The organism is Micromonospora mirobrigensis, from assembly GCF_900091555.1.
In the GTDB taxonomy this organism is placed as follows: domain Bacteria; phylum Actinomycetota; class Actinomycetes; order Mycobacteriales; family Micromonosporaceae; genus Micromonospora; species Micromonospora mirobrigensis.
Genome location: NZ_FMCX01000001.1, coordinates 515,981 through 538,191, shown reverse-complemented (window position 1 = coordinate 538,191; position 22,211 = coordinate 515,981). Strand labels below are relative to the sequence as shown.

Here is a 22,211-nt window from a genome sequence, read left to right as displayed (position 1 = left end):
GCGGTTCACCAGGTGCCGTCGTCGCGCACCCGGGCGGGGGCGATGCCGAGCAGCAGGTTGGTCAGCGCGGTGTCGATGTCCGGGCCGATGAACCACTCGCCGGCCTGGTCCAGGGCGAAAATCCGGCCGTGCTCGTCAACGGCGAGGATGCTGTCCTGCCGCTCGGTGCCGATCGGGAAGAGCCGTACGCCGAGGACCTGGGCGAAGTCGGCGAGGGTGTCGGCGGTGTGTGCCGCCCAGACCGGGTTGGTGTCGAACTGACGGATCCAGATCTCCCGGCCCGGGCGGCTTCTTAGGGTCACGATGGCGGGGAAGTCGAGAAACACGCGTTCCGCTGCGGGAAACGGCTCATGACGGTAGAGCCGGCCCTCCACCTCGCAGGTCTCCGCGATGGCTCCCTCGGCCATCGCGTCGTTGAATTCGTTCTGGTCCCAGCCGGCCTCGGCGAGTGCTTGGGCGACCTCCGGTGGGAAACGGTCCGGATCCGGCACCGTGCGCGGATATGGCGGCGGATCCACCAGGCCGCCCAGCTCGCCCCAGGGCAGAACCCCGAAGCGCACGAGCGCCCTGGTGCAGGACTCGCAGATGTCCCGGACCTCACCGCCGTTGCGGTCGCCCGGTTCGCGGATCTGGAAGACCTGGAGCCGGCTGCCCTCGAAGAGCGTCATCGCGTCCCCGACGGTCAGCGGTCCGTCGCCGGCGGCCTCGCGGCGGTGGTCGTACTCGTGCAGGACGTCCGAGACGACGATGATCTCGGCGTGCCGCTCGCCGCCGCGGACCAGGCGACCCGCCGGCAGCCCGTCGAGGTAGGCGCGGACCATCGGGTGGTGGTTGAGCTCGACGTCGCCCTTGGCGCCGTGCGCCACGTACGTCCGGCCCTCGACGGTGAGGTGGGCGGCCGTGCCGGGCGTCGGTAGCCGGCGGATCTCGCGCAGCAGTTGGCTGGCCGGGTCGACGGTGCGCGGGGCCGGGTCGGCGGGGCGGCTGCGCCGGTACATCTGCTCGACCACGGCGGCGGGCACCCGCGGCCAGGTGGAGACGTCGCCGGTCTCCTTGTCGACCACCGTGGTGGGCAGGTCACCCGGGAGCGCCTGCACTTCGCGGGCCACTGTGGACCTGATGATGTAGCCGAGGTCGAACTCGTCGACCGTGGCCCGGCACTCGAATCCCAGGCGCTGTGAGTCGCGGCGGGCCCAGACCGTGGCGAGCTGCTCCGCTTGCTGGCGATCGATCACAGCCGTGAAACTACCGGACCCCACGGATTCGTGGCGCCCGGTATGGTCTCCCTGACTGAACGTGACCGGGGGAGGGTGACGTTGACCGAGAGTGTCGACCGGCAGGCCAATCGGGCGCTCCGGGCCCGCTTCGACGATGTGTACGGGCAGTACCAGCGGCTCCGGTCCGGATTGGACGAACTGCAGACCCGGCTGGCCGAGCTGCGGGTCACCGAACGCTCGGACGACGGGCAGGTGATCGCGACCGTCGGCGCGCGCGGTCAGGTGATCTCGGTGCAGCTCTCCCCGGCCGTCTTCCGGGACCGGGACGCCGAGGTGTTGAGTCGGAAGATCACCCGGACTGTGCAGCGAGCCGCCACCGCGGCCACCTCGGCCACCCAGGAGTTGGTCGGCGGCTACCTCCCCGACGGGCCCGGCTCGGCGGAGTTCCTGCGCAGCGGCGACTTCGGGGCACTGCTGGGTCGGGCGGACGCCGCGCTCCGCGGCGAGGGCGGCCCGCATGACTGAGGAACAGCTCTGGCTCGACCCCGATCGGGCGAGTCGCGGCGCCACCGACCTGCGCCTGGCCGGGGAGGACGTCACCGCTCGTCGGCACGAGGTGGGCGGCGCGATCGCGGCGGCCAGCTCCCAGCGGCCCTGGGGGCGGGATGACATCGGGGCCGCGTTCGAGAAGAACTACCGGACGTACGAGGGCATGCTGCTGCGCGCCTGGGAGGGCCTGGGCGAGGCGATCCAGCGGCTGGGTGCCGACGTGACGTCCTCCGTCACCGCCACCGTGGACGTCGACGTCACCAGCGGCCAGCGGCTGGACGGGATATCCGGCCGGCACGGCTCCCGGCACTGATCGACGCGGAGGACCGGCGTGACCACCCTGCCCAGCCCGATCCCGCACCCGCTGGACTTCTGCCCCTGGCACCTGCCCGGCTGGGTCTACGAGGCCCTCGACTGGGTCGTCGGAGTGGAGTGGCCGGAGGGCAACGAGCGGTCGGTCTGGGACCTGGCCGACCAGTGGTACGGCGTCGCCGGGACACTCGCCGGCCCGCGGGCCGACGCGATCGCCGCCGCGACCGAGGTGGGCAGTGGATACGGCGGCGTCGGGATGGTGGCCGAGGCGTTCGACGCCGCCTGGCGGCGGATCGCCGACGGTGACGACGCACCCCTGGGCGTCCTGCTCGCGTTCACCGACGACCTCGGTCGGCTGGTCGAGGGGTGCGGCACCGACATCGAGGCGGCCAAGCTCGAGGTCTGGATCGAGTTGGGCATCCTCGTCGTCGAGCTGATGTCCGTGGCGGTGCTCGCCGTGGCGACCGCCGGCGCCGCCTCGCCGGCCGCCGGTGCGGCGGTCACCGCCAGCCGAGCCGTGGTGCAGCAGATCTTCAAGCGGTTGCTGGTGCAGCTCGCCAAGAAGGAACTGAAGAAGGGGCTCAAGGAGGCCGGGGAGCGGGCCGCCAAGGAGGTGGCCAAGGGCGGGCTGCGCGGGTTGGGCAGGCACGCCGTGAAGGGTGGCCTGGAGGAGGCCGCCGAGGAGGCCGGCGTCAGCCTGGCCACCCAGGCGTACCAGAACACCACCGGACGCCGCGACGGCCTCGACCTCGTCGACCTCGGCACCTCCGCCCTGGGTGGGGCGGCCGGGGGAGCGGTGGCGCCGCTGGCCGGTCTCGGCCGGCACGCGCACGGCCGGGGTGCCCGGATCGCCGAGCACTTCGGGCGGGAGATGGGCGGCGAGACCCTGGCCGAGGGCGCCGCCGGGCTGGCCACCGGTCAGGGCATCCTCTCGATGGAGGATGCCGCCCGTGCCGCCGTCTCCGGGACCACCGGCTCGGCCACGGGGCAGGCGGACCACGCTCTGCGTGCCGGTCTCGACGGTCGGATGGCGGCCCTGGGCGCACCCATCGCGCCGATGGAACTGCCGCTCCCGCCGCCACCTGAGCTGGCGGGCGGGGACACGGCAGAGGCCGGTGGTGCACTTTCCGCTGGGGCTGGGGCTGGGGCTGGGGCTGGGGCTGGGGCTGGGGCTGGGGCTGACGGTCGGATTCCGGCGCCGCGGTTGGCGTCTCCGCTGGAGATGGTGGAGCAGCCGGCGCCACCGGCCGTAGAACGGGCCGACGTTTCGGCCGATGTCAGCCACACCCCGTCCGTCGCTCACCTCCAGTCGACGTCCGCCGCCCCCGTGACACCCGTTCAGGCTGCGGAGTCGACGGGACTGGTCGGGTCGGTCTCCCACCAGGTCGAGCCCGCTCCGCTGACCGTCGCGCCGGTGTCCCCTGACGTCTCGGCGGTGGGCACCGTGGACGCCAGTCATCCGAAGGTCGGGGTCGTCTCGCCCGACCAGGTGGGATCGGCGGCGCACGTCGGCCCGGCGCCGTCAACGGACGAGGCGGGATCGGCCGCCCACGTGGGCCCGGCACTGTCGGCGGTGGCGGTCGACCCGTCGTCCACCGTGTCGCCGCAGCACGGATCGGGTGTCGCGACCGGAGGTCAACCGGCGCCGCCACCGGCGACCGTCAGCGGCCCGACCACCGCCACCGCCGCCCCGGTGGTGTCGACGGCAAACCTGGTCGCTCCTCAGGTGGATCCGGTCGACGTCCGGACCCCGCTCAACGGCACCGGAACGGGCGCCCTCGGCTCCCATGGCGCTGCCGGGTCGCCCGTGCCGGTTGTGCCGCAGTCCGCTGCGGCGACCGTGGACGCGTCCACGCGTAACCCGACGATCCCGTCACCCGAGAGGGCCAGCCCTTCCGTCCCGCACCAGCGGCACGGCTCCACCGGCCCGGCGGACACCTCCGTCCCGTCCGCCGGAGGCGGCGTCACACCCCACACGGATACGGATGCGGCCGGCGCGGCCCACCGACGGTCGGTGTTCGAGGTCCTGAACCCTGGGACCCCCCTGACACCGCCCGTGGACCCGCCGGCTCCGCCTCCGGCGGCCGATCCCGCGGACCTGCGACCCCGGACCCCGGAGTGGTATGCGGCCGTTTGGGCAGCCGAGCGTGACGCCTTCGAGCGACGCCGCTACCAGGGCTACTTCGAGGCGCAGCGCAGGTGGTACGAGGACCGACGCCGCGAGCGACTGACCGGCCGGCTACGAAGGTTGGCCGACGGACATTTGGAGCGCGCTCGCTGGTTGAAGAGACGGGCCAGGGACATGGCCCGGGCGGGCTTGGGTCTACGAGCTGAACACACCTTCGAGGCGAGCCGGCTCGAAGAGAACGATTCCTACCACTACACAGACCAAGCTCAGGCGGTCAGTGAGGGCCGGTTCCTACCGACGACGGTCGTCGTTGACGACCCTGAGGACTTCCGGCGGATCAACGACGACGTGGCGGACTTGGCCCTCGGTGCCGTGGAGACCGGCGACCGCTCGGCGCTGACCGGTGACGACATACCCCCGCCCACTGACCGCTCCCGCCCGTATGGCGTTCCGGGCGGCCTGCGGCCCCCGCTCGCCCTGCACCAGACCGACCTCGAACGGCAGATGCCGCGCAACCCCGACGGCAGCGTCGTGCGTACCGCCGATCCCCGGCAGGGCGGCTGGTTCGCGCTGGCCAACGACGGCGGACCGGAGGCCGACCCGACCCGGGGCATCAACTGCCTGGACTGCACCCTGTCGCTCTACGACACCTGGGTACACGGCCGGCCACGGGTCTCCGCGCCGCGTACCTTCGACGGCTACACGGACGGCGACATCCGCCGGCCCATCCTGGGTGAGAACGGCGGCCCGCGCCGAGTGGAGGAGGTCACCGGCGGACGGTTCCAGAAGCTCGTCGGCGCTCCCGCGGGTGAGCCGCGAGACCATGTTGCCGAGCACCACGCGGTGCAGCGCGGCTACCGCAACCTGCACGACCAGCTCAGGCTGGGCGGTCACGGGGCCTACGCCTTCCTCATCACCCAGTGGGAGGACGGCGGATCCCACGCCTGGGTGGCGCTCAACCAGAACGGGACGATCCTCTACCTCGACCCCCAGTGCGGAGCGGTCAGCGATCGCCCCCTCTACTCGCACGCAGGCGTTCCTTGGCGCGACAACGTGGTCGCTATCGATGCGCTCGTTCTCGCCGGTGACGGCCGCCCCAAGCCCTTCCGGGACCTTGCGCGAGGCCGGTTCAGTGAGCTTCCTGACCTCCCGGAGTACCCGTCAACCCTAGAGGACCAAGCCGGTTACGGCGATCCTGACTTCAACCGGGTGTACCTGCTGGAAGGGCCGGGTTCGGCACCGGGCGCTGCGCCAGGAGGCCCCGCGCAGGCTGGTTCCTTTGGCGACACCTGGCAGCGCCTGTCGCTGCCTGAGCAGCAGGCACTACAGCGCATGCGCCAAGGAGCCTCCGCCGCCGCGAACGAGGTACAGCATGCCTTAGAAGTCGTCGCCGACCGGGTGACGAGCGCGTTGAAGCTGTCCTCGCCGGTAGCCCTGCGGGATCAGCAGTTCAGAGTCAAGAGCCTGGAGTCGTTGACTCGCAAGTATGCGGACGAGGCCAGCCTTTCTGGCGTACCCATGGAGGAGTTCGAGCGTTCGATCAACGACGTGCTGAGGTTTACATTCGCAATGCCCGGCCCTGAGGCTTACAGCCCCGCAGTGGATCGGATCCTCTCCGAGTTGAACCAACTCGGTTTCATGGTCAACGACAGCGACTGTAAGAATTTCTGGCGCAAGGGGAACCGTTTTTATGGAATGAACTGCACTATTGTCGGCCCTCAAGGTCAGGTCTTCGAGCTTCAACTTCACAGTGATTCCTCACGAGAGGCCTGGCTGCGAACGCACACAGCTTACGAGATCCTCCGCCGAGTGGGGGAGTCGCCCGTAAGTCGCGTGGATGCCTTCTTGGAGATGCTCGTCGTCAACAAGGCACTTGGAATGCCGGATCTGGTTCCGCCTGGGCTGGTCGAACGATTCCCGGCCAAGGATGCTACTTTCGCAAAGTGGATCGCCACATACCCGGAGGTTTGGCGCCGTTATCTGGAGGACGTCGGTGGTGGTCCGTCTTTCGTGGCGGTGGCACGAGCAGTCGGGCTCACGGTGGACGACTTTCCGATTTCCCCATCGATTTTCGGAGTTCTGGAAGAGCGGCATGCTGAGCTATTACGTAATCTACCGTAACGAAGATCGGGCCGATCCGGCCGGAATGATTATCATGGATGTGGCTACCGGAGACGCCATCCTGTGGGATCAGCGCGAGCATGCATGGGTGTACAACCCGGCATTGGTCATCCGATTCTTGGACGACTACCGGAACTTCGATCGGGTCACAAGCGTTGATCGATCCTCCGCCGAGGTCGTCGTTCGAGGTATCACGGGCGGAGCCCCACTCCCCGAAGAGGAGCTTGCGCGAGCCATTTTCCAGCGAAGTCGCCGGGATCGGCTGTCCGGATCTGACGACTGACTGGTCAAAGTCAGCTTGCTGGCTTGCATCAGAGGGTGACGAGGGGGCCGTCGATGCTTGCCCGCCAGTAATACGGTCCGTCCGTGCGCATCAGAAACCTCGGCCGAGAGACCGTCACCCTCCTGCTGGGCATGGTGATCGGCCTGTATCTCGGCATGTGGATCTTCGGCGGCATCCTCGGCGTCGTCGTGGGCGTCGCGTACGGCAGCGCCCTGCACGCCGTCGGCCTCGACCGCCGTCGCACGGCCGCCCGACAGGCCACCGCCGAATGACCTTCTCGGGGTGGGAGACACCGCGCACCGTCGAGGAGGCGTACGCGATCCAGGACGCCCTGCGGCCCCTGGTCGACCTGGTCGGGCCGGGGCCCACCGAGCCCGCGACGGTGGCCGGCCTGGACGTCGCGTACGCCGAGGACGATGACCTGCTCGCGGCCGCCGTCACGGTGCTGGACGCGCGGAGCCTGGCCGTCGTGGATTCCGCCGTGGTGGTCGGCCGTCCCGCCTTCGGCTACGTGCCGGGGTTGTTCGCGTTCCGGGAGCTGCCCGCGCTGCTCGACGCGTTGGACCGGCTGACCGTCCGCCCGGAGGTGCTGATCTGTGACGGGCACGGGCTGGCCCACCCGCGCCGGTTCGGGCTGGCCTGCCATCTGGGTGTGGTGACCGGCCTGCCGACGGTCGGGGTGGGGAAGACGCCGCTGGTGGGCCGGTGGGGGCCGCCCGCCGCGCGGCGGGGTGCCTGGTCGGCGTTGCGGGACGACGGTGGCGAGGTGCTGGGCCGGGTGTTGCGGACCCGGGACGGGGTGAAGCCGGTCTTCGTCAGCGTCGGGCACGGGATCAGTCTCGACAACGCGTGTGCGCGGGTGCTGGCGGTGTCGCCGCGGTACCGGCTGCCGGAGACCGTCCGCACCGCCGACCGGCTCTGTCGGGACGCCCTTCGGGGGCACCTGCGGTCGGGCCAGGGAAGGTAACGCGGCGCACATCCGGACCGCTCTATGACCGGGGACCGTCCGGGGCCGGTAGTAGCCTGTCCGCCGGACCCCGACCGAGGAGGACCGGCCCCACTGGAAGGGGTCGGGCCGCGTCCGGGGAGGAACTGCGAGGTGAACATGTCGGTACGTCGGCACGCGGCGCGACTCGCGACGGTCTGCGCGCTGCTGGGCGGCCTGGTGGCCGTCGGGGCGTCACCGGCCCTCGCGGAGGACGACTCGGTGCGGGTGCGCTCGGCCGACACGTTCAAGGCCGGCGGTTCCCCGGGCGGTGTCTCGGTGGAGGTGCGCAAGCGCAGCGACGGCTGCGTCCTGCTCCGTACGGTGCTCGGTCTGCGCCTCGACGGGCTCTCCGCCGATCAGGTGCAGGTGCAGGTCAACTTCGGCGGGCGTTGGTGGCCGGCACCGGTCGGTGACGGCGGTCGCGGCGTGCAGACCGGGCCGACGACGCCGTCGAATCCCACCCTCTGCAAGGGCAAGAGCGTCACCGTCAAATACCGGGTGGCGTTCCTGGCCGGGGCGCCGGATGGTTCGCTGACCGTCGTCGGTGAGGCCACCAACGCCTTCGGCAAGGTGCTCGACCGGGGGGCCGACCGGGCCCGGGTGGTGGGTGGCCAGGCCGCTGCCGCCACGCCCTCCGCGACGCCCAGCGCCACGCCGGAGCCGACCCCGACCCCGACGCCGACCCCGAGCGCGGTCGCGACGGTGGAGCCGGCGGCGCCCAGCCAGCCCCCGTCGGCGGTGGCTGCCGCCCTCGACAGCCGGAGCGCCCAGCCGGCCGCCCAGGAGGAGGGTTCCGGAGTGTCGCCGATCATGCTCGTCGGCCTGGCGCTGGTGCTGCTCGGTGCGGGCCTGATCATCCTGCTGGTCCGTCGCTCCCGCGCCGACCGGGCCGCCGTCGAGGAGCCGCCGGCGGCCGAGCCGTCCGAGTGGCCGGGCGCGCCGCTGCCGCGTGGCGGGGCGCCCACCACCTACCGCGCCGGCGGCCCCGCGCCCACGCCGACCGGGCAGGTGTACGGCCAGCCGTCCGCCCCGTCGGGCAGCGTGTACGGCGCGCCGGCGCCCCGTCCCGCCGGTGGTGTCTACGGCGGCGGCACCGGTGCCACCCCGACCCCGCCCGCCGCTCCCGCCCCGCACTCCGGTCAGGGTGGGCCGGGCACCCCGCCGCCGGATGCGGCGAGTGGCGGCGACGCCACCACGGTGATGCCCCGCCTGCCCGGCTGAGCCGGGATGCCGGTTGCTCCTCCGATACGCTCAGGTGCGTTGACGACCTGCGGCTGAGGAGCGAAACCGGTGTCTGATCTGTCCCAGATCATCAAGGCCTACGACGTCCGGGGCACGGTCCCGGAGCAGTGGGACGAACCGGTCGCCCAGGCCATCGGTGCCGCCTTCACCCAGTTCCTGGCGGCCACCGGCGAGCCGGGCGACGCGGTGGTGATCGGGCACGACATGCGGGCCACCTCACCGGGCCTGGCCGCCGCCTTCGCGGCCGGCGTACGCGCCGAGGGACGCGCGGTGATCGAGATCGGGCTGGCCTCCACGGACATGCTCTACTACGCCTCCGGCGCGCTCGACCTGCCCGGGGCGATGTTCACCGCCAGCCACAACCCGGCGAAGTACAACGGCATCAAGATGTGCCGGGCCGGCGCCCGCCCGATCGGGCAGGACAGCGGGCTGGCCGAGATCCGGGACCGGGCGGAGGCGCTGCTGGACAAGGGCGAGGCCGCCCCGGCCGGCGAGCCGACCGCCCCGGCCGAGCAGCGGGACCTGCGCCCCGAGTACGCCGCCCACCTGCGTCAACTGGTCGACCTCTCCGGCATCCGCCCGTTGAAGGTGGTCGTCGACGCCGGCAACGGCATGGGCGGCCACACCGTGCCCAGCGTGCTGGGCGACGCGGTGCTGCCGGCCCTGCCGCTGACGATCGTGCCGCTCTACTTCGAGTTGGACGGCACCTTCCCCAACCACGAGGCCAACCCGTTGGACCCGGCCAACCTGGTGGACCTCCAGCGGGCGGTCGTCGCCCACGGCGCGGACCTCGGGCTGGCCTTCGACGGGGACGCCGACCGGTGCTTCGTGGTGGACGAGCGTGGCCGACCGGTCTCCCCGTCGGCGATCACCGCCCTGGTGGCCGTCCGCGAGCTGGCCAAGCACCCGGGCTCCACGGTGATCCACAACCCGATCACCTCGGCGGCGGTGCCGGAGATCATCCGTGAGCATGGCGGCCGGCCGGTGGTGGCCCGGGTCGGGCACTCGTTCATCAAGGCCGAGATGGCCCGGACCAACGCCGTCTTCGGCGGCGAGCACTCGGCGCACTACTACTTCCGCGACTTCTGGTTCGCCGACACCGGCATGCTGGCCGCCATGCACACCCTCGCCGCTCTCGGCGAGCAGCCGCTGCCCCTGTCCGAGCTGGCCGCCGGGTACGAACGCTACGTCGCCTCGGGTGAGATCAATTCCACGGTCGACGACCAGGCGGCGAAGGTGGCCGAGGTGCGGGCCGCGTACCCGCGGGCGGAGGTCGGCGAGCTGGACGGGCTCACCCTGCGCTTCCCCGACGGCGCCTGGTTCAACCTGCGCGCCTCCAACACGGAGCCGCTGCTGCGGCTCAATGTCGAGGCCCCGTCCGAGGAGCGGATGATCTCGCTTCGCGACGAGGTGCTCGACCGGGTTCGCCGATAAGATCCCCTGCGCCGGTCGGCACCGCCGACCGGTCGACCGCACACGTGGAAGGAGCCGCGCCGTGGCCCTGGACCCGCAGTTGCTCGAGATCCTCGCCTGCCCGGACACGCACCACGCCCCGCTCGACTACGACCCGCAGGCGCAGACCCTGACCTGCACCGAGTGCGGCCGGATCTTCGAGGTCCGCGACGACGTGCCGGTGCTGCTGCTGGACGAGGCACGGGGTGGCCCGGCCGCGGACGGCGGGCGCGACGCGTCGGCGGCCGACCGGTGATGGAGATGGACGGCACCGCCGGGGTGAGCGGTCACCGGCACGCCGACGAGGCGCTGCTCGACGATCCCGCCCGGCTGGCCGAAAGCGATCCGGGCGGCATGCTGCGGTTCACCGCCTCGGCCGGCGCTCAGGTCCGGGAGTCCGCGGCGTTGGCCGCCGAGGCGAACCTGTCGATGCTCTCCGACGACCTGCGCGCCCGCGCGGTGGTGGTCGCCGGCATCGGCACCGCGGCGCGTACCGGTGACGTGCTGGCCACGGTGGCCGGCCCGCGCTGTCCGGTGCCGGTCATCTCGCACCGCAGCTCCGGGGTGCCCGGTTGGGTGGGCGCGGCGGACGTGGTGATCGCGGTCAGCGCCTCCGGGCGCAGCCCCGAGGCGCTGGGCGCCGCCGAGGCCGCCCACCGGCGCGGCGCCCGGCTGGTCGCCGTCGGCGCCCCCGACTCGCAGTTGCAGTCCGTCGCCGAGCGGGCCCGGGCGCCGTTCATCCCGGTGCCCCGTCGCGCCCCGGCCCGGGCCAGCCTCTGGGCGCTCACCGTGCCGGTCCTGCTCGCCGCCCGTAGTCTCGGCCTCGTGAAGGTCAACGAGGCGGATCTGGCGGAGACCGCGGCGCGGCTCGACGCCGACGCCGACCGGTGCCGGCCCACCGCCGAGTCGTTCGTCAACCCGGCGAAGTCGCTGGCCCTGGGGCTGGCCGGCTCGGTCCCGATCGTCTGGGGTTCGTCGCCGCTTGCCACCGTGGCCGCCCGTCGCTTCGGTGACACCCTGTCGGCCAACGCCCGCTACCCGGTGGTCACCGGGGCGCTGGGTGAGGCCGGCCGGGGCCGGGTCGGGCTGCTCGACGGGGTCTTCGGCGGGCTGTTCGAGTCGGGGCGGGACATCTTCGCCGACCCGGACGGCTCCGACGGCGACGCCACCCGACTGCGGCTGGTCATCCTGCGCGACGGCGGCCTCAACGCCGACGACGACACCGACGAGCCGCTGGCGGTGGAGGAGCGGCGCGCCGACGCCGTGCAGACCCTCGCCGAGCGGCGGGGCGTGCGCTGTGACGTGGTGACCGCCGAGGGCGGTTCCGCTCTGGAGCGGCTCGCCTCGCTGATGGCGGTGCCGGACTTCGCCTCGATCTACCTCGCGCTCGCCCATGGCCTGGACCCGATGGCGGTCCCGGCGATCACCGAAATGAAGGAGCTGTCGAACCAGTGAGCGATCGAACGAACCGACCCGGCACGCACCGGCTCACCACGGCCGGGACGGGGGCGGCGGCGTGAGCGCCAACGGCGGGACGAAGGCGATCATCGCCGCCCTGCTGGCCAACATCGGCATCGCCGTCACCAAGTTCGTCGCCTTCCTGCTGACCGGCTCCTCGTCGATGCTGGCCGAGTCGATCCACTCGGTCGCCGACTCGGGCAACCAGGGCCTGCTGCTGCTCGGCGGCAAGCGGGCCAAGCGGGAGGCCACCCCGCAGCACCCCTTCGGCTACGGCCGGGAGCGCTACATCTACGCGTTCATCGTGGCGATCGTGCTGTTCACCCTGGGTGGCCTCTTCGCCCTGTACGAGGCGTACCACAAGTGGTCGGATCCGCACGGTATCGACAGCTGGCAGTGGGTGCCGGTCGCCGTGCTGGTGGCCGCGATCGGCATGGAGGGTTTCTCCTTCCGGACCGCCATCAAGGAGTCCAACCACACCCGGGGCAACCAGAGCTGGGTGCGGTTCATCCGCCGGGCCAAGGCTCCGGAGCTGCCGGTGGTGCTGCTGGAGGACTTCGGTGCCCTGGTCGGTCTGGTCTTCGCGCTCTTCGGCGTCGGAATGACCCTGATCACCGGCAACGGCAGGTGGGACGCCGCGGGCACCGCGATGATCGGCATCCTGCTGGTGATCATCGCGATCGTCCTGGCGCTCGAGACCAAGAGCCTGCTGCTCGGTGAGGGCGCGGAGCCGAAGGACCTGGCGGCGATCGAGCGGGCCGTCACCGACGGCCCGGAGGTCGAGCGGATCATCCACATGAAGACCCTCTACCTCGGCCCCGAGGAGCTGATGGTGGCCGCGAAGATCGGCGTGCCGCGCTGCGAGAGCGCGCAGGATCTGGCCCGCGGCATCAACGCCGTGGAGGCTCGGATCCGGACCGCCGTGCCGATCGCCCGGGTGATCTACCTGGAGCCGGACATCTACAGCGTCGCCGCTGACCGGGCCGGCACCGGCGCCGCCGCCGAGACCGCCGTCACGCCGACGGAGGCCGATGCCGACCCCGCGCCCGCCACGGGCGGGGTGGCCGGCCACACCGGAGGCTGACCGTGGAGCTGCTGTACGGGCCGATCCGGGACTACGCCTGGGGTTCCCGCTCGGCGATCGCCGAGTTGCAGGGGCGCCCGGTGCCCAGCGACGGCCCGGAGGCCGAGCTGTGGCTGGGCGCCCACCCGGGCGCACCGGCCACGGTGGACCGGGACGGCGACCGGGTGAGCCTGGTCGACCTGCTGGTCGCCGAGCCGGACCGCTGGCTCGGCGAGCGGATCGTCGGCAGGTTCGGCGCCCGGCTGCCGTTCCTGCTGAAGGTGCTCGCCGCGGACGCCCCGCTGAGCCTCCAGGCCCACCCGGACCCGGAGCAGGCCCGGGCCGGATACGACGCGGACGCGGGCCGGCCGGCCGGCGAACGCAACTACGTCGACCCGTACCACAAGCCGGAGCTGCTGGTCGCGCTCTCGCCGATGGAGGCGCTCTGCGGGTTCCGTGACCCGGCCGTCTCGGCGGAGGCGCTGGCCGGGTTCGGCGTACCCGCGTTGGCGCCGGTGGTGGCCGCGTTGCGGGACGGTACGGCGGGGTTGCGGGAGGCCGTGCGGACGCTGCTGACCTGGCCGGCCGCGCAGCGGGCCGGGCTGGTCGAGGCGGTGCTGGCCGCGGAGGTCGCCGGGCCGGACGCGCAGCTGGCGCGGTGGCTGGCGGCGGCCTACCCGGCGGACCCTGGGGTGCTGGTGGCGTTGCTGCTCAACCACGTCCGGCTGGCCCCCGGTGAGGCGATCTGGATGCCGGCGGGCAACCTGCACGCCTACCTGGGCGGCACCGGCGTGGAGATCATGGCGGCCAGCGACAACGTGCTGCGCGGCGGGCTCACCCCCAAGCGGGTCGACGTGGACGAGCTGCTGCGGGTGCTCCGCTTCGAGGTGCTCGACGATCCGGTGGTACGACCGCAGCCGGTGTCGTCGGGGGTGGTCACCTGGCCGGTTCCGGTGGAGGACTTCGCGCTGCACCGGGTGACGGTGGAGGCCTCCGGGCCGGAGGTGCGGCTCGCCCTGCCGGGGCCGCGGGTGGTGCTCTGCCGGTCCGGGAAGCTGTCGGTGGACGACGGCGTCGGCGCGGTGGCGCTGGACCCGGGTCGGGCGGCGGTCGGCACGGCGGCCGGTGGGGCCCTGGTCGTCGGCGGTGAGGGCGAGGCGTACGTCGCCAGTTGCGGCCTGCGCTGAACCGGTCCGCGGTCCGGACGGTGCTCCGCCGAATCGCGCAAGTCGGAAATTCCGGAAACGCTTGACGCAGCCAATGCGGAGTGTGACTCTATGGGTACGCAGCGTTGTCGCGACGATCGTCGGGGCACGCGCGCGGGGGAACCAAACCGGGGGGATGCACGGGGCGGCCGGCCTGTGGACGGGAAAAACGTCCACGCCGACCGCCCCGTGCGCTGTCCGCCCCGCAGCCGGATCGACTCGCGCGTAAGGTAGAGGGTCGCGCACAGCTAATCGTTCGACAGGAGCTTCCATGACCAGCACCCTCCCGGCAGCCGCCAGCGGCACGCCGACCGAGGCCCGGCCGAGCACCCTCGGCGAGGGCGACTACAAGGTGGCGGATCTGTCGCTCGCCGAGTTCGGGCGCAAGGAGATCCAGCTCGCCGAGCACGAGATGCCGGGCCTGATGGCGATCCGTCGCGAGTTCGCCGAGGCGCAGCCGCTGGCCGGCGCGCGGATCACCGGCTCGCTGCACATGACCATCCAGACCGCCGTCCTGATCGAGACCCTGGTCGCGCTCGGCGCGCAGGTCCGCTGGGCGTCCTGCAACATCTTCTCCACCCAGGACCACGCCGCCGCCGCGATCGTGGTCGGCCCCACCGGCACCCCCGAGAACCCGGCCGGCGTGCCGGTCTACGCCTGGAAGGGCGAGAGCCTCGAGGAGTACTGGTGGTGCACCGAGCAGGTGCTGAACTGGCCGGACGGCCAGGGTCCGAACATGATCCTCGACGACGGCGGTGACGCCACCCTGCTGGTGCACAAGGGTGCCGAGTTCGAGAAGGCCGGGGTCGTCCCGCCGGTCGAGTCCGCCGACTCCGAGGAGTACGCGGTCATCCTGGGCGTGCTGCACCGCTCGCTCGCCGAGGACGGCCGGCGCTGGACCCGGATCGCCGCCGACATCAAGGGCGTGACCGAGGAGACCACCACCGGCGTGCACCGCCTCTACGAGATGCACCGCGACGGCAAGCTGCTCTTCCCGGCCATCAACGTCAACGACTCGGTGACCAAGAGCAAGTTCGACAACAAGTACGGCTGCCGGCACTCGCTCATCGACGGCATCAACCGGGCCACCGACGTGCTGATCGGCGGCAAGATGGCCGTCGTGCTCGGCTACGGCGACGTGGGCAAGGGCTGCGCCGAGTCGCTGCGCGGCCAGGGCGCCCGGGTCGTGGTGACCGAGGTCGACCCGATCTGCGCCCTCCAGGCGGCGATGGACGGCTACCAGGTCGCCACCCTGGACGACGTGGTCGAGATCGCGGACATCTTCATCACCGCCACCGGCTGCTTCGACGTCATCACCAACGAGCACATGGCCCGGATGAAGCACCAGGCCATCGTCGGCAACATCGGCCACTTCGACAACGAGATCGACATGGCCGGCCTGGCGAAGCGCTCGGACGTCACCCGGGAGAACATCAAGCCGCAGGTCGACCTGTGGCGCTTCGACGACGGCCACGCCATCATCGTGCTCTCCGAGGGCCGCCTGCTGAACCTGGGCAACGCCACCGGCCACCCGAGCTTCGTGATGTCGAACTCGTTCGCCAACCAGACCATCGCCCAGATCGAGCTCTTCACCAAGACGGAGGAGTACCCGATCGGCGTCTACGTGCTGCCGAAGCACCTGGACGAGAAGGTCGCCCGGCTGCACCTGGCCGCGCTCGGCGCCAAGCTGAGCACGCTGACCAAGGAGCAGGCCGCCTACCTGGGCATCTCCACCGAGGGGCCGTTCAAGCCCGAGCACTACCGCTACTGATCCACACCGAGGACCGGGTCGGCCGCCGCGCGGCCGGCCCGGTCCTTTCGTGTACGCCGTCCGCGCGCCGCATCCGTTCACCCGCAGTTACTGCCCGGCGTGGTGGCGCAGTGTGACCGCGGGACGCGGGAGCCAACATATCTTCTGGCGCCTTTGCTCTGCTGCACCCGGCGCAACACCGCTGTGAGCTGGTCTTCCATCCGGTCCGGCGGATCCGACCTGTCGGCTGTCAGTGATTCTGCGTGACTGTTGCGTGCGCCGCAGCAGAGCAAAGGGTGGGGCGGGGGTGGTGGCGTGGTGGCGGTCGGTCACCTTCGGTGGCCGCGGAGGATCGGCGCGACGCCGTGGGTGGCCGCGGCGGATGGGCGGACGGGGCCGACCGGGCGGGAACAGCGGCCGGTCAGGGGCGCCGGGCGGGGCGGATCCAGGTCCAGACGCACCAGGCCAGCCAGCCCAGCGAGACGAGGGTCGCCAGGGCGCGCAGCCGTAGCGCGCTGAGCAGCAGCACCACGACCAGCACGGCCAACCACGGCCCGAAGCCCCTCACGACCGCCACCTGCCGAGGACCAGTCGCCGGACCAGGGTCGGAGCGACCCAGGACCAGACGCAGTACCCCAGCCAGAGCAGGCCGACCAGGGCGGCGACCGGCTCCAGGCCGGCCACGTTCAGCGCCACGATCGTGCCCACCGCGATCAGCCAGGTACGCAACACGCCGAGCCGGTAGAGCGGACGCAGCGGCAGCAGCAGCGGGTGGGCGTACACGCGGGACTGCCAGGCGGCGTCGGCATAGTCCGCGTCGGTCGGATCCTGCGCCACCGCCTGGCCGAAGGACTGCTGCGCCAGGCCCACCTGTCCCCGTTCGCCGGCGATCGCACCGTGCAGGAAGAGCGCGGCCGGGTGGTCGGGCCAGCGGCCGAGGTAGTCCCGGGCGATCCGCTGCGCGGTGCGGTCGTCACCGGCGGCGTACGCGAGCTGGAACCGGGAGACCCACACCAGCGGGTGCTCGGGCGCCAGTGCGGCGGCCCGGTCGACCAGCTGCGCCGCCTTGCCGGTCTGGCCGACCATCGTGCACAGGTCGGCGTACTGGCAGAGCAGCCAGACCTGCTGCGGTTCCCGGGCCAGGCCGTCGAGCAGGGCCCGCTCGGCGCCGGCGTGGTCGCCCTGGTGGCGCAGCGCCAGACCCAGCCGGCCGAGCAGTTCGGCGTCCGGGCCGGTTTCCCCGAGGCCCTGCCGGGCCGTGTCGGCGACGGCGGACCACCGTTGCAGGTCGGTCAGCGCGGCGGCCCGCAGCTGGAAGGCCCGCCGCTGGGTGGCCTCCGGGCCGGCGAGCCGACTCAGTTCGGTCATGGCCTCCTCGGCGCGGTTGAGGTCGAGCAGGGCCGCCACCCGGTCCAGTTGCCGGTCGGGGGCGGTCACCGGCCGACCCCGACGGCCCGGTCGGCTCCGGCAGCCTGGTCGGCTCCGGCAGCCTGGTCGGCTCCGACGGTCCGGTCGGTGATGCGACCCGGCCCGGCGGGCGTCATGCCCCCGCCACGGTGAGCACCAGCAGGGCCTCGGCGAAGCCGAGCACCAGTACGGCCAGCACACCCGGCCCCCAGAGTGAGCCGGCCTCGCCGCCGCGCATCTCGTACCCGCGGAAGGCGCCCTTCTGGGTGGCCGAGACCGCCAGCCAGGCCAGCCCGCCGGCCAGCGCGCCGATCAGCCGGCCGGGGCCGCGGGTGCCGTCGTCGAGCAGCAGGGCGGTGACCAGCACCCGGGCGGCCAGCGCGGCCAGTCCGGCGCCGAGCACCGCGGCCCGGGCCCGCCCCGGCAGGCCCAGCCGGTGGGCGTTGACCAGGGCGAGCGCGGTCACCGGGGCGGCACCGCCGAGCAGGGCCGGATAGACCAGCGAGGAGGGGCGCCACGGCCGGCGCCCGGCCGGGCGGGCGGTGGGCGAGATGGTGGGTCGGAAGAGCTCGTCGGCCACGGTCGTCCTGTCCTGCGAGGGGTTGGCCGGATCCTGCCACAGCCGGGCCCGGCCCGGGGGCCTCGGCGAGCCGGTCGACCACGTCACGGAGCCGGGTGATGTGACCATGAACGACTTGACGTCACGGGGGGATCGGGAGGAAGGTATGGCTGCCCTAAGTTAACTGAGGCGTGCCTAAGTGATCACGGAGTACCGATGTTCGCCACGTACCTGATCGGCCTGCGGGAAGGGCTGGAAGCCACCCTGGTGGTCAGCATTCTCGTCGCCTTCCTGGTGAAGTCGCAACGGCGCGACCGGCTGCCGCACGTCTGGGCCGGCGTGGCCCTGGCCGTGGCGCTGTCGGTGCTCTTCGGCTGGCTGATCGAGTACACCTCGACCTCGCTGCTGGCCCGCTCCGAGGACCGCGAGCTGTTCGAGGCGGTCACCTCCGTGGCGGCCGTGGTCTTCGTCACCTGGATGATCTTCTGGATGCGCAAGGCGGCCCGGACGATCTCCGGCGAGCTGCGCGGCAGGCTCACCGACGCGCTCGCCGTCGGCGCCCTCGCCGTCGCCGGGATGGCCTTCCTGGCCGTGATCCGGGAGGGCCTGGAGACCGCGCTGATCTTCTACTCCGCCGCGCAGAGCGCGGCCGGCGGCGCCGGCCGCGGCCCGCTGCTCGCGCTGATCGGTGGCATCGCCACGGCCGTCGTGCTCGGCTTCCTGCTCTACCGCAGCGCGCTGAAGATCAACCTGTCGAAGTTCTTCACCTGGACCGGCGCCCTGCTGATCCTGGTCGCCGCCGGCATCCTCAAGTACGGCGTGCACGACTTCCAGGAGGCCGGCGTGCTGCCCGGCCTCAACAACCAGGCGTTCGACATCTCCGCCGTGCTCGACCCCAGCACCTGGTACGCAGCCCTGCTCGGCGGGATGTTCAACATCACCGCCACCCCGACGGTGCTGGAGATGATCGCCTGGGTCGCGTACGCGGTGCCGGTGCTGATCCTCTTCCTGCGCAAGCCGGCCGGCAGGCCCGCCGCCCCCGCGAAGCCGGCCGCGTCGACCGAGCCCGCCGCGACCGCCGCGCAGGCCGAGCCCGCCGCGCCGACCGCGCCCGGCGCCTCCGACACCTCCGCGCCCCAGCGCGCCTGACCCGCCTTCCGCGAGGAGACCGAGAACCATGCGTACCACCCGCTTCCTGGTGCTCGCCGCCACCGGCGTGCTGGCCGTCACCGGCGTGACCGCCTGCGGCTCGGACGACGACTCCTCCTCCGCCGCGGGCGGGGGCAACTCGGTGACCGTGAAGGCCACCGACACCACCTGCGAGGTGGCGACGACCGACCTGACCGCCGGCCAGGCCACCTTCTCGGTGACCAACAGCGGCAGCAAGGTCAACGAGTTCTACGTCTACGCCGCCGGTGACCGGGTGATGGGCGAGGTGGAGAACATCGCCCCCGGGCTGACCCGGGAGCTGCGCGTCGAGCTGCCCGCCGGGGCGTACGAGACGGCCTGCAAGCCCGGGATGAGCGGCCGGGGGATCCGGGGCGCGCTCAAGGTCAGCGGCGGGTCGGCGGCGCCGAAGGCCGCCGACGCCCTGCTGACCGAGGCGACCGCCGGCTACCAGCGCTACGTCACCAGCCAGACCGCCGAGCTGCTGACCAGGACCGGCGAGTTCGTGGCCGCCGTCAAGGCCGGCGACGTGGCGAAGGCCAAGGCGCTCTACCCGGTGACCCGCACCTACTGGGAGCGGATCGAGCCGGTCGCGGAGAGCTTCGGCGACCTCGACCCGAAGATCGACGGTCGGGAGGAGGTCATCGAGGAGGGCATGGAGTTCACCGGCTTCCACCGGATCGAGAAGGACCTCTGGACCACCGGCGACATCACCAAGGATGGCCCGATCGCCGACCGGCTCCTGGTCGACGTCAAGGCCATCGTGGCGAAGGCCAACGCCGAGAAGCTCACCCCGCTCCAGCTCGCCAACGGCGCCAAGGCGCTCCTCGACGAGGTGGCCAGTGGCAAGATCACCGGTGAGGAGGAGCGCTACTCCCACACCGACCTCTGGGACTTCAACGCCAACCTGGAGGGCTCCAAGGCGGCCGTCGCCGCGCTCCGTCCCGCCCTGGAGCAGCGCGCCCCCGAGCTGGTGAAGCAGCTCGACACCGAGTTCGCCAACGTCGAGAAGGCGCTCGGCCAGCACCGCGCCGGCGACGGCTGGAAGCTGCACACCGAGCTGAGCACCACCCAGCTCAAGGAGCTCTCCGACAGCATCAACGCGCTGGCCGAGCCGGTGAGCAAGGTCGCCGCCGCGGTCGCCCGCTGACCCCCGGCCCACCTTCGTTGGAGGTTCGATGAGCACCGACGCCGAGAAGACGAGCACCGACGCCGGCCGGCCCGGTACGACGCTGTCCCGCCGCCGGGCGATCACCCTGGCCGGCGTCGGGGTGGCCGGCGTCGCCGGGGTGGCCGGCGGGGCCGGCGCGCTGATCCGGGGTGCGACCGACCACGCCTCGGCCGACGCCGGCGCACCGGCCGACGCGGTGCCCTTCCACGGCGCGCACCAGGCCGGCATCACCACCCCGGCCCAGGACCGGCTGCACTTCGTCGCCTTCGACGTGATCACCAAGGACCGCGGCCGGCTGGTCGCCATGCTCCAGGAGTGGACGGCCGCCGCCGCCCGGATGACCGCCGGCCGCGACGCCGGGGTGTTCGGCGCGGTCGGCGGGGTTCCCGAGGCCCCGCCGGACGACACCGGTGAGGCGCTCGGCCTGCCGCCGTCGCAGCTCACCGTCACCGTCGGGTTCGGCCCGACGCTGTTCCGCGACGCGCAGGGGCGGGACCGGTTCGGCATCGCCGACCAGCGCCCGCCGGCGCTGGCCGACCTGCCGCACTTCGCCGGGGACGCCCTGCGCCCGGAGATCTCCGGCGGCGACCTCTGCGTGCAGGCCTGCGCCAACGACCCGCAGGTGGCGGTGCACGCCATCCGCAACCTGGCCCGGATCGGGATGGGTGTGGTGAGCGTCCGCTGGTCGCAGCTCGGCTTCGGGCGTACCTCGTCGACCTCCCGGGAACAGGCGACCCCGCGCAACCTGTTCGGCTTCAAGGACGGCACGGCGAACCTCAAGGCCGAGGACGCCGCCCTGCTCCGCGAGCAGCTCTGGGCGCAGCCCGGCGACGGGCCGGACTGGATGACCGGCGGGTCGTACGCCGTCACCCGCAAGATCCGGATGCAGATCGAGACCTGGGACCGCAGCTCGCTTGCGGAGCAGGAGCAGATCGTTGGGCGGACCAAGGGCAGCGGGGCGCCGCTGGGGCGCAGCGACGAGTTCGACGAGCCGGACCTCGCCGCCCGCGCCGACGACGGGCAGCCGGTGATCGCCGAGACCTCGCACGTGCGGCTGGCCCACCCCACCCTCAACAACGGCGCCCGGCTGCTGCGCCGCGGCTACAACTTCGTCGACGGCTCGGACGGCCTGGGCCGGCTCGACGCGGGGCTCTTCTTCATCGCGTACCAGCGGGACCCGCGCCGGCAGTTCGTGCCCATCCAGACCCAGCTGTCCCGGCACGACGCGATGAACGAATACCTGCGGCACGTCTCCAGCGCCCTGTTCGCCTGCCCGCCCGGGGTGACCGACGCCGGCGACCACTGGGGGCGCGCCCTCTTCGGCTGAGTCCTCCGAACGCCGCTGGCGAAGCGGGCCGCTACCGGGGATCATGGGGTGTCCGTCACCCCACTAACTGAAACGGGGATGCATCATAAACCCCATGAGAGCCCGGGTACTGGTGGTCGACGACGACCCCGCGCTCGCCGAGATGCTCGGCATCGTCCTGCGCAGTGAGGGCTTCGTGCCCTCGTTCGTCGCCGACGGGGAACGGGCGTTGGCCGCGTTCCGCGACAGTCGACCCGACATCGTCCTGCTGGACCTGATGCTGCCGGGCATGAGCGGCATCGACGTGGCGCGCGCCATCCGGGGCGAGTCCGGTGTGCCGATCGTGATGCTCACCGCCAAGAGCGACACCGTCGACGTGGTGCTCGGGCTGGAGTCGGGCGCCGACGACTACGTGGTCAAGCCGTTCAAGCCCAAGGAGCTGGTGGCCCGGATGCGGGCCCGGCTGCGGCGGGGCGAGGACGTGGCGCCGGAGATGCTGACCATCGGCCCGCCCGGCAACCAGATCACCATCGACGTGCCGGCGCACACGGTGAGCCGGGACGGCGAGGAGGTCAAGCTGACCCCGCTGGAGTTCGACCTGCTGGTCGCGCTCGCCCGCAAGCCGCGCCAGGTGTTCACCCGTGAGGTGCTGCTGGAGCAGGTCTGGGGCTATCGGCACGCCGCCGACACCCGGCTGGTCAACGTGCACGTGCAGCGGCTCCGGGCCAAGATCGAGCCGGATCCCGAGCGACCCGAAATCATCCTCACCGTGCGGGGCGTGGGCTACAAGGCGGGCACCGGCTAGCCTTGGTCGCACTGTGGCCACCCTCCGC

Annotated in this window: 21 protein-coding genes; 17 read left to right on the top strand and 4 right to left on the bottom strand. The window is 72.3% G+C overall.

Annotation, left to right across the window (positions count from 1 at the left end; all coding sequences use genetic code 11):
• Positions 1-5: 5 nt before the first annotated feature.
• Entirely contained in the window at positions 6-1,235 is a 1,230-nt protein-coding gene (locus GA0070564_RS02570; RefSeq protein ID WP_091601870.1) for an SUKH-3 domain-containing protein, read from the bottom strand.
• Positions 1,236-1,310: 75 nt separating this feature from the next.
• Between GA0070564_RS02570 and GA0070564_RS02565 the strand changes: the two genes are divergently transcribed.
• The 13 genes from GA0070564_RS02565 (at position 1,311) to ahcY (ending at position 15,789) form a co-directional block, all read left to right on the top strand.
• The gene (locus tag GA0070564_RS02565) at positions 1,311-1,742 is read left to right on the top strand and encodes a YbaB/EbfC family nucleoid-associated protein (RefSeq protein ID WP_342672523.1); all 432 of its coding nucleotides are present in this window, start codon (positions 1,311-1,313) and stop codon (positions 1,740-1,742) included.
• Positions 1,735-2,079: a hypothetical protein gene (locus GA0070564_RS02560; RefSeq protein ID WP_091601867.1), complete on the top strand. Its 345-nt coding sequence runs from the start codon at positions 1,735-1,737 to the stop codon at positions 2,077-2,079. Before GA0070564_RS02565 ends, GA0070564_RS02560 begins: the two co-directional genes overlap by 8 nt.
• 18 nt (positions 2,080-2,097) lie before the next feature.
• Positions 2,098-6,327 (top strand): toxin glutamine deamidase domain-containing protein, encoded by a 4,230-nt coding sequence (locus GA0070564_RS30135; RefSeq protein WP_091601864.1) that lies wholly within the window; start codon positions 2,098-2,100, stop codon positions 6,325-6,327.
• A complete protein-coding gene (locus GA0070564_RS28740) occupies positions 6,299-6,610 on the top strand; it encodes a hypothetical protein (protein ID WP_141714689.1) in 312 nt (103 codons plus the stop codon). Before GA0070564_RS30135 ends, GA0070564_RS28740 begins: the two co-directional genes overlap by 29 nt.
• An 83-nt stretch (positions 6,611-6,693) precedes the next feature.
• Complete coding sequence (locus GA0070564_RS02550) at positions 6,694-6,882, top strand: hypothetical protein (protein WP_091601861.1); 189 nt, start codon at positions 6,694-6,696, stop codon at positions 6,880-6,882.
• Entirely contained in the window at positions 6,879-7,577 is a 699-nt protein-coding gene (locus GA0070564_RS02545) for an endonuclease V (protein WP_091601858.1), read from the top strand. The genes GA0070564_RS02550 and GA0070564_RS02545 overlap by 4 nt, the downstream gene beginning before the upstream one ends.
• Positions 7,578-7,715: 138 nt before the next feature.
• Positions 7,716-8,819 (top strand): hypothetical protein, encoded by a 1,104-nt coding sequence (locus tag GA0070564_RS30130; protein ID WP_091601854.1) that lies wholly within the window; start codon positions 7,716-7,718, stop codon positions 8,817-8,819.
• 69 nt (positions 8,820-8,888) lie between these two features.
• Complete coding sequence (locus GA0070564_RS02535) at positions 8,889-10,274, top strand: phosphomannomutase/phosphoglucomutase (RefSeq protein ID WP_091601851.1); 1,386 nt, start codon at positions 8,889-8,891, stop codon at positions 10,272-10,274.
• A gap of 61 nt (positions 10,275-10,335) precedes the next feature.
• The gene (locus tag GA0070564_RS02530) at positions 10,336-10,548 is read left to right on the top strand and encodes a Trm112 family protein (protein WP_091601848.1); all 213 of its coding nucleotides are present in this window, start codon (positions 10,336-10,338) and stop codon (positions 10,546-10,548) included.
• Positions 10,549-10,553: 5 nt separating this feature from the next.
• Positions 10,554-11,747 (top strand): SIS domain-containing protein, encoded by a 1,194-nt coding sequence (locus tag GA0070564_RS02525; protein WP_091604411.1) that lies wholly within the window; start codon positions 10,554-10,556, stop codon positions 11,745-11,747.
• 61 nt (positions 11,748-11,808) lie between these two features.
• Positions 11,809-12,834: a cation diffusion facilitator family transporter gene (locus GA0070564_RS02520; RefSeq protein WP_091601845.1), complete on the top strand. Its 1,026-nt coding sequence runs from the start codon at positions 11,809-11,811 to the stop codon at positions 12,832-12,834.
• A 2-nt stretch (positions 12,835-12,836) separates the two neighbouring features.
• Positions 12,837-14,000, top strand: a complete 1,164-nt coding sequence (manA, locus tag GA0070564_RS02515) for a mannose-6-phosphate isomerase, class I (RefSeq protein WP_091601842.1) — start codon at positions 12,837-12,839, stop codon at positions 13,998-14,000.
• Between the two features lie 289 nt (positions 14,001-14,289).
• Entirely contained in the window at positions 14,290-15,789 is a 1,500-nt protein-coding gene (gene ahcY, locus GA0070564_RS02510; protein ID WP_091601840.1) for an adenosylhomocysteinase, read from the top strand.
• Positions 15,790-16,189: 400 nt separating this feature from the next.
• Here the strand turns inward: ahcY and GA0070564_RS29135 are convergent, their stop codons facing one another.
• From GA0070564_RS29135 to GA0070564_RS02500, 3 genes are all read right to left on the bottom strand, one after another.
• The gene (locus tag GA0070564_RS29135; protein ID WP_176730530.1) at positions 16,190-16,336 is read right to left on the bottom strand and encodes a hypothetical protein; all 147 of its coding nucleotides are present in this window, start codon (positions 16,334-16,336) and stop codon (positions 16,190-16,192) included.
• Positions 16,333-17,205, bottom strand: coding sequence for a tetratricopeptide repeat protein (locus GA0070564_RS02505; protein WP_091601837.1), 873 nt, complete (start codon positions 17,203-17,205; stop codon positions 16,333-16,335). Before GA0070564_RS02505 ends, GA0070564_RS29135 begins: the two co-directional genes overlap by 4 nt.
• Before the next feature lie 103 nt (positions 17,206-17,308).
• Positions 17,309-17,842, bottom strand: a complete 534-nt coding sequence (locus GA0070564_RS02500; protein WP_141714688.1) for a hypothetical protein — start codon at positions 17,840-17,842, stop codon at positions 17,309-17,311.
• A 108-nt stretch (positions 17,843-17,950) separates the two neighbouring features.
• On the opposite strand from GA0070564_RS02500, the gene efeU reads away from it, so the two are divergent.
• From efeU to mtrA, 4 genes are all read left to right on the top strand, one after another.
• Complete coding sequence (gene efeU / locus GA0070564_RS02495; RefSeq protein WP_091601831.1) at positions 17,951-18,883, top strand: iron uptake transporter permease EfeU; 933 nt, start codon at positions 17,951-17,953, stop codon at positions 18,881-18,883.
• Positions 18,884-18,911: 28 nt separating this feature from the next.
• Entirely contained in the window at positions 18,912-20,051 is a 1,140-nt protein-coding gene (gene efeO, locus GA0070564_RS02490; RefSeq protein WP_091601828.1) for an iron uptake system protein EfeO, read from the top strand.
• Between the two features lie 28 nt (positions 20,052-20,079).
• Positions 20,080-21,399: an iron uptake transporter deferrochelatase/peroxidase subunit gene (efeB, locus tag GA0070564_RS02485; protein ID WP_091601825.1), complete on the top strand. Its 1,320-nt coding sequence runs from the start codon at positions 20,080-20,082 to the stop codon at positions 21,397-21,399.
• 94 nt (positions 21,400-21,493) lie between these two features.
• Positions 21,494-22,183: an MtrAB system response regulator MtrA gene (mtrA, locus tag GA0070564_RS02480; protein ID WP_088969953.1), complete on the top strand. Its 690-nt coding sequence runs from the start codon at positions 21,494-21,496 to the stop codon at positions 22,181-22,183.
• Positions 22,184-22,211 lie beyond the last annotated feature (28 nt).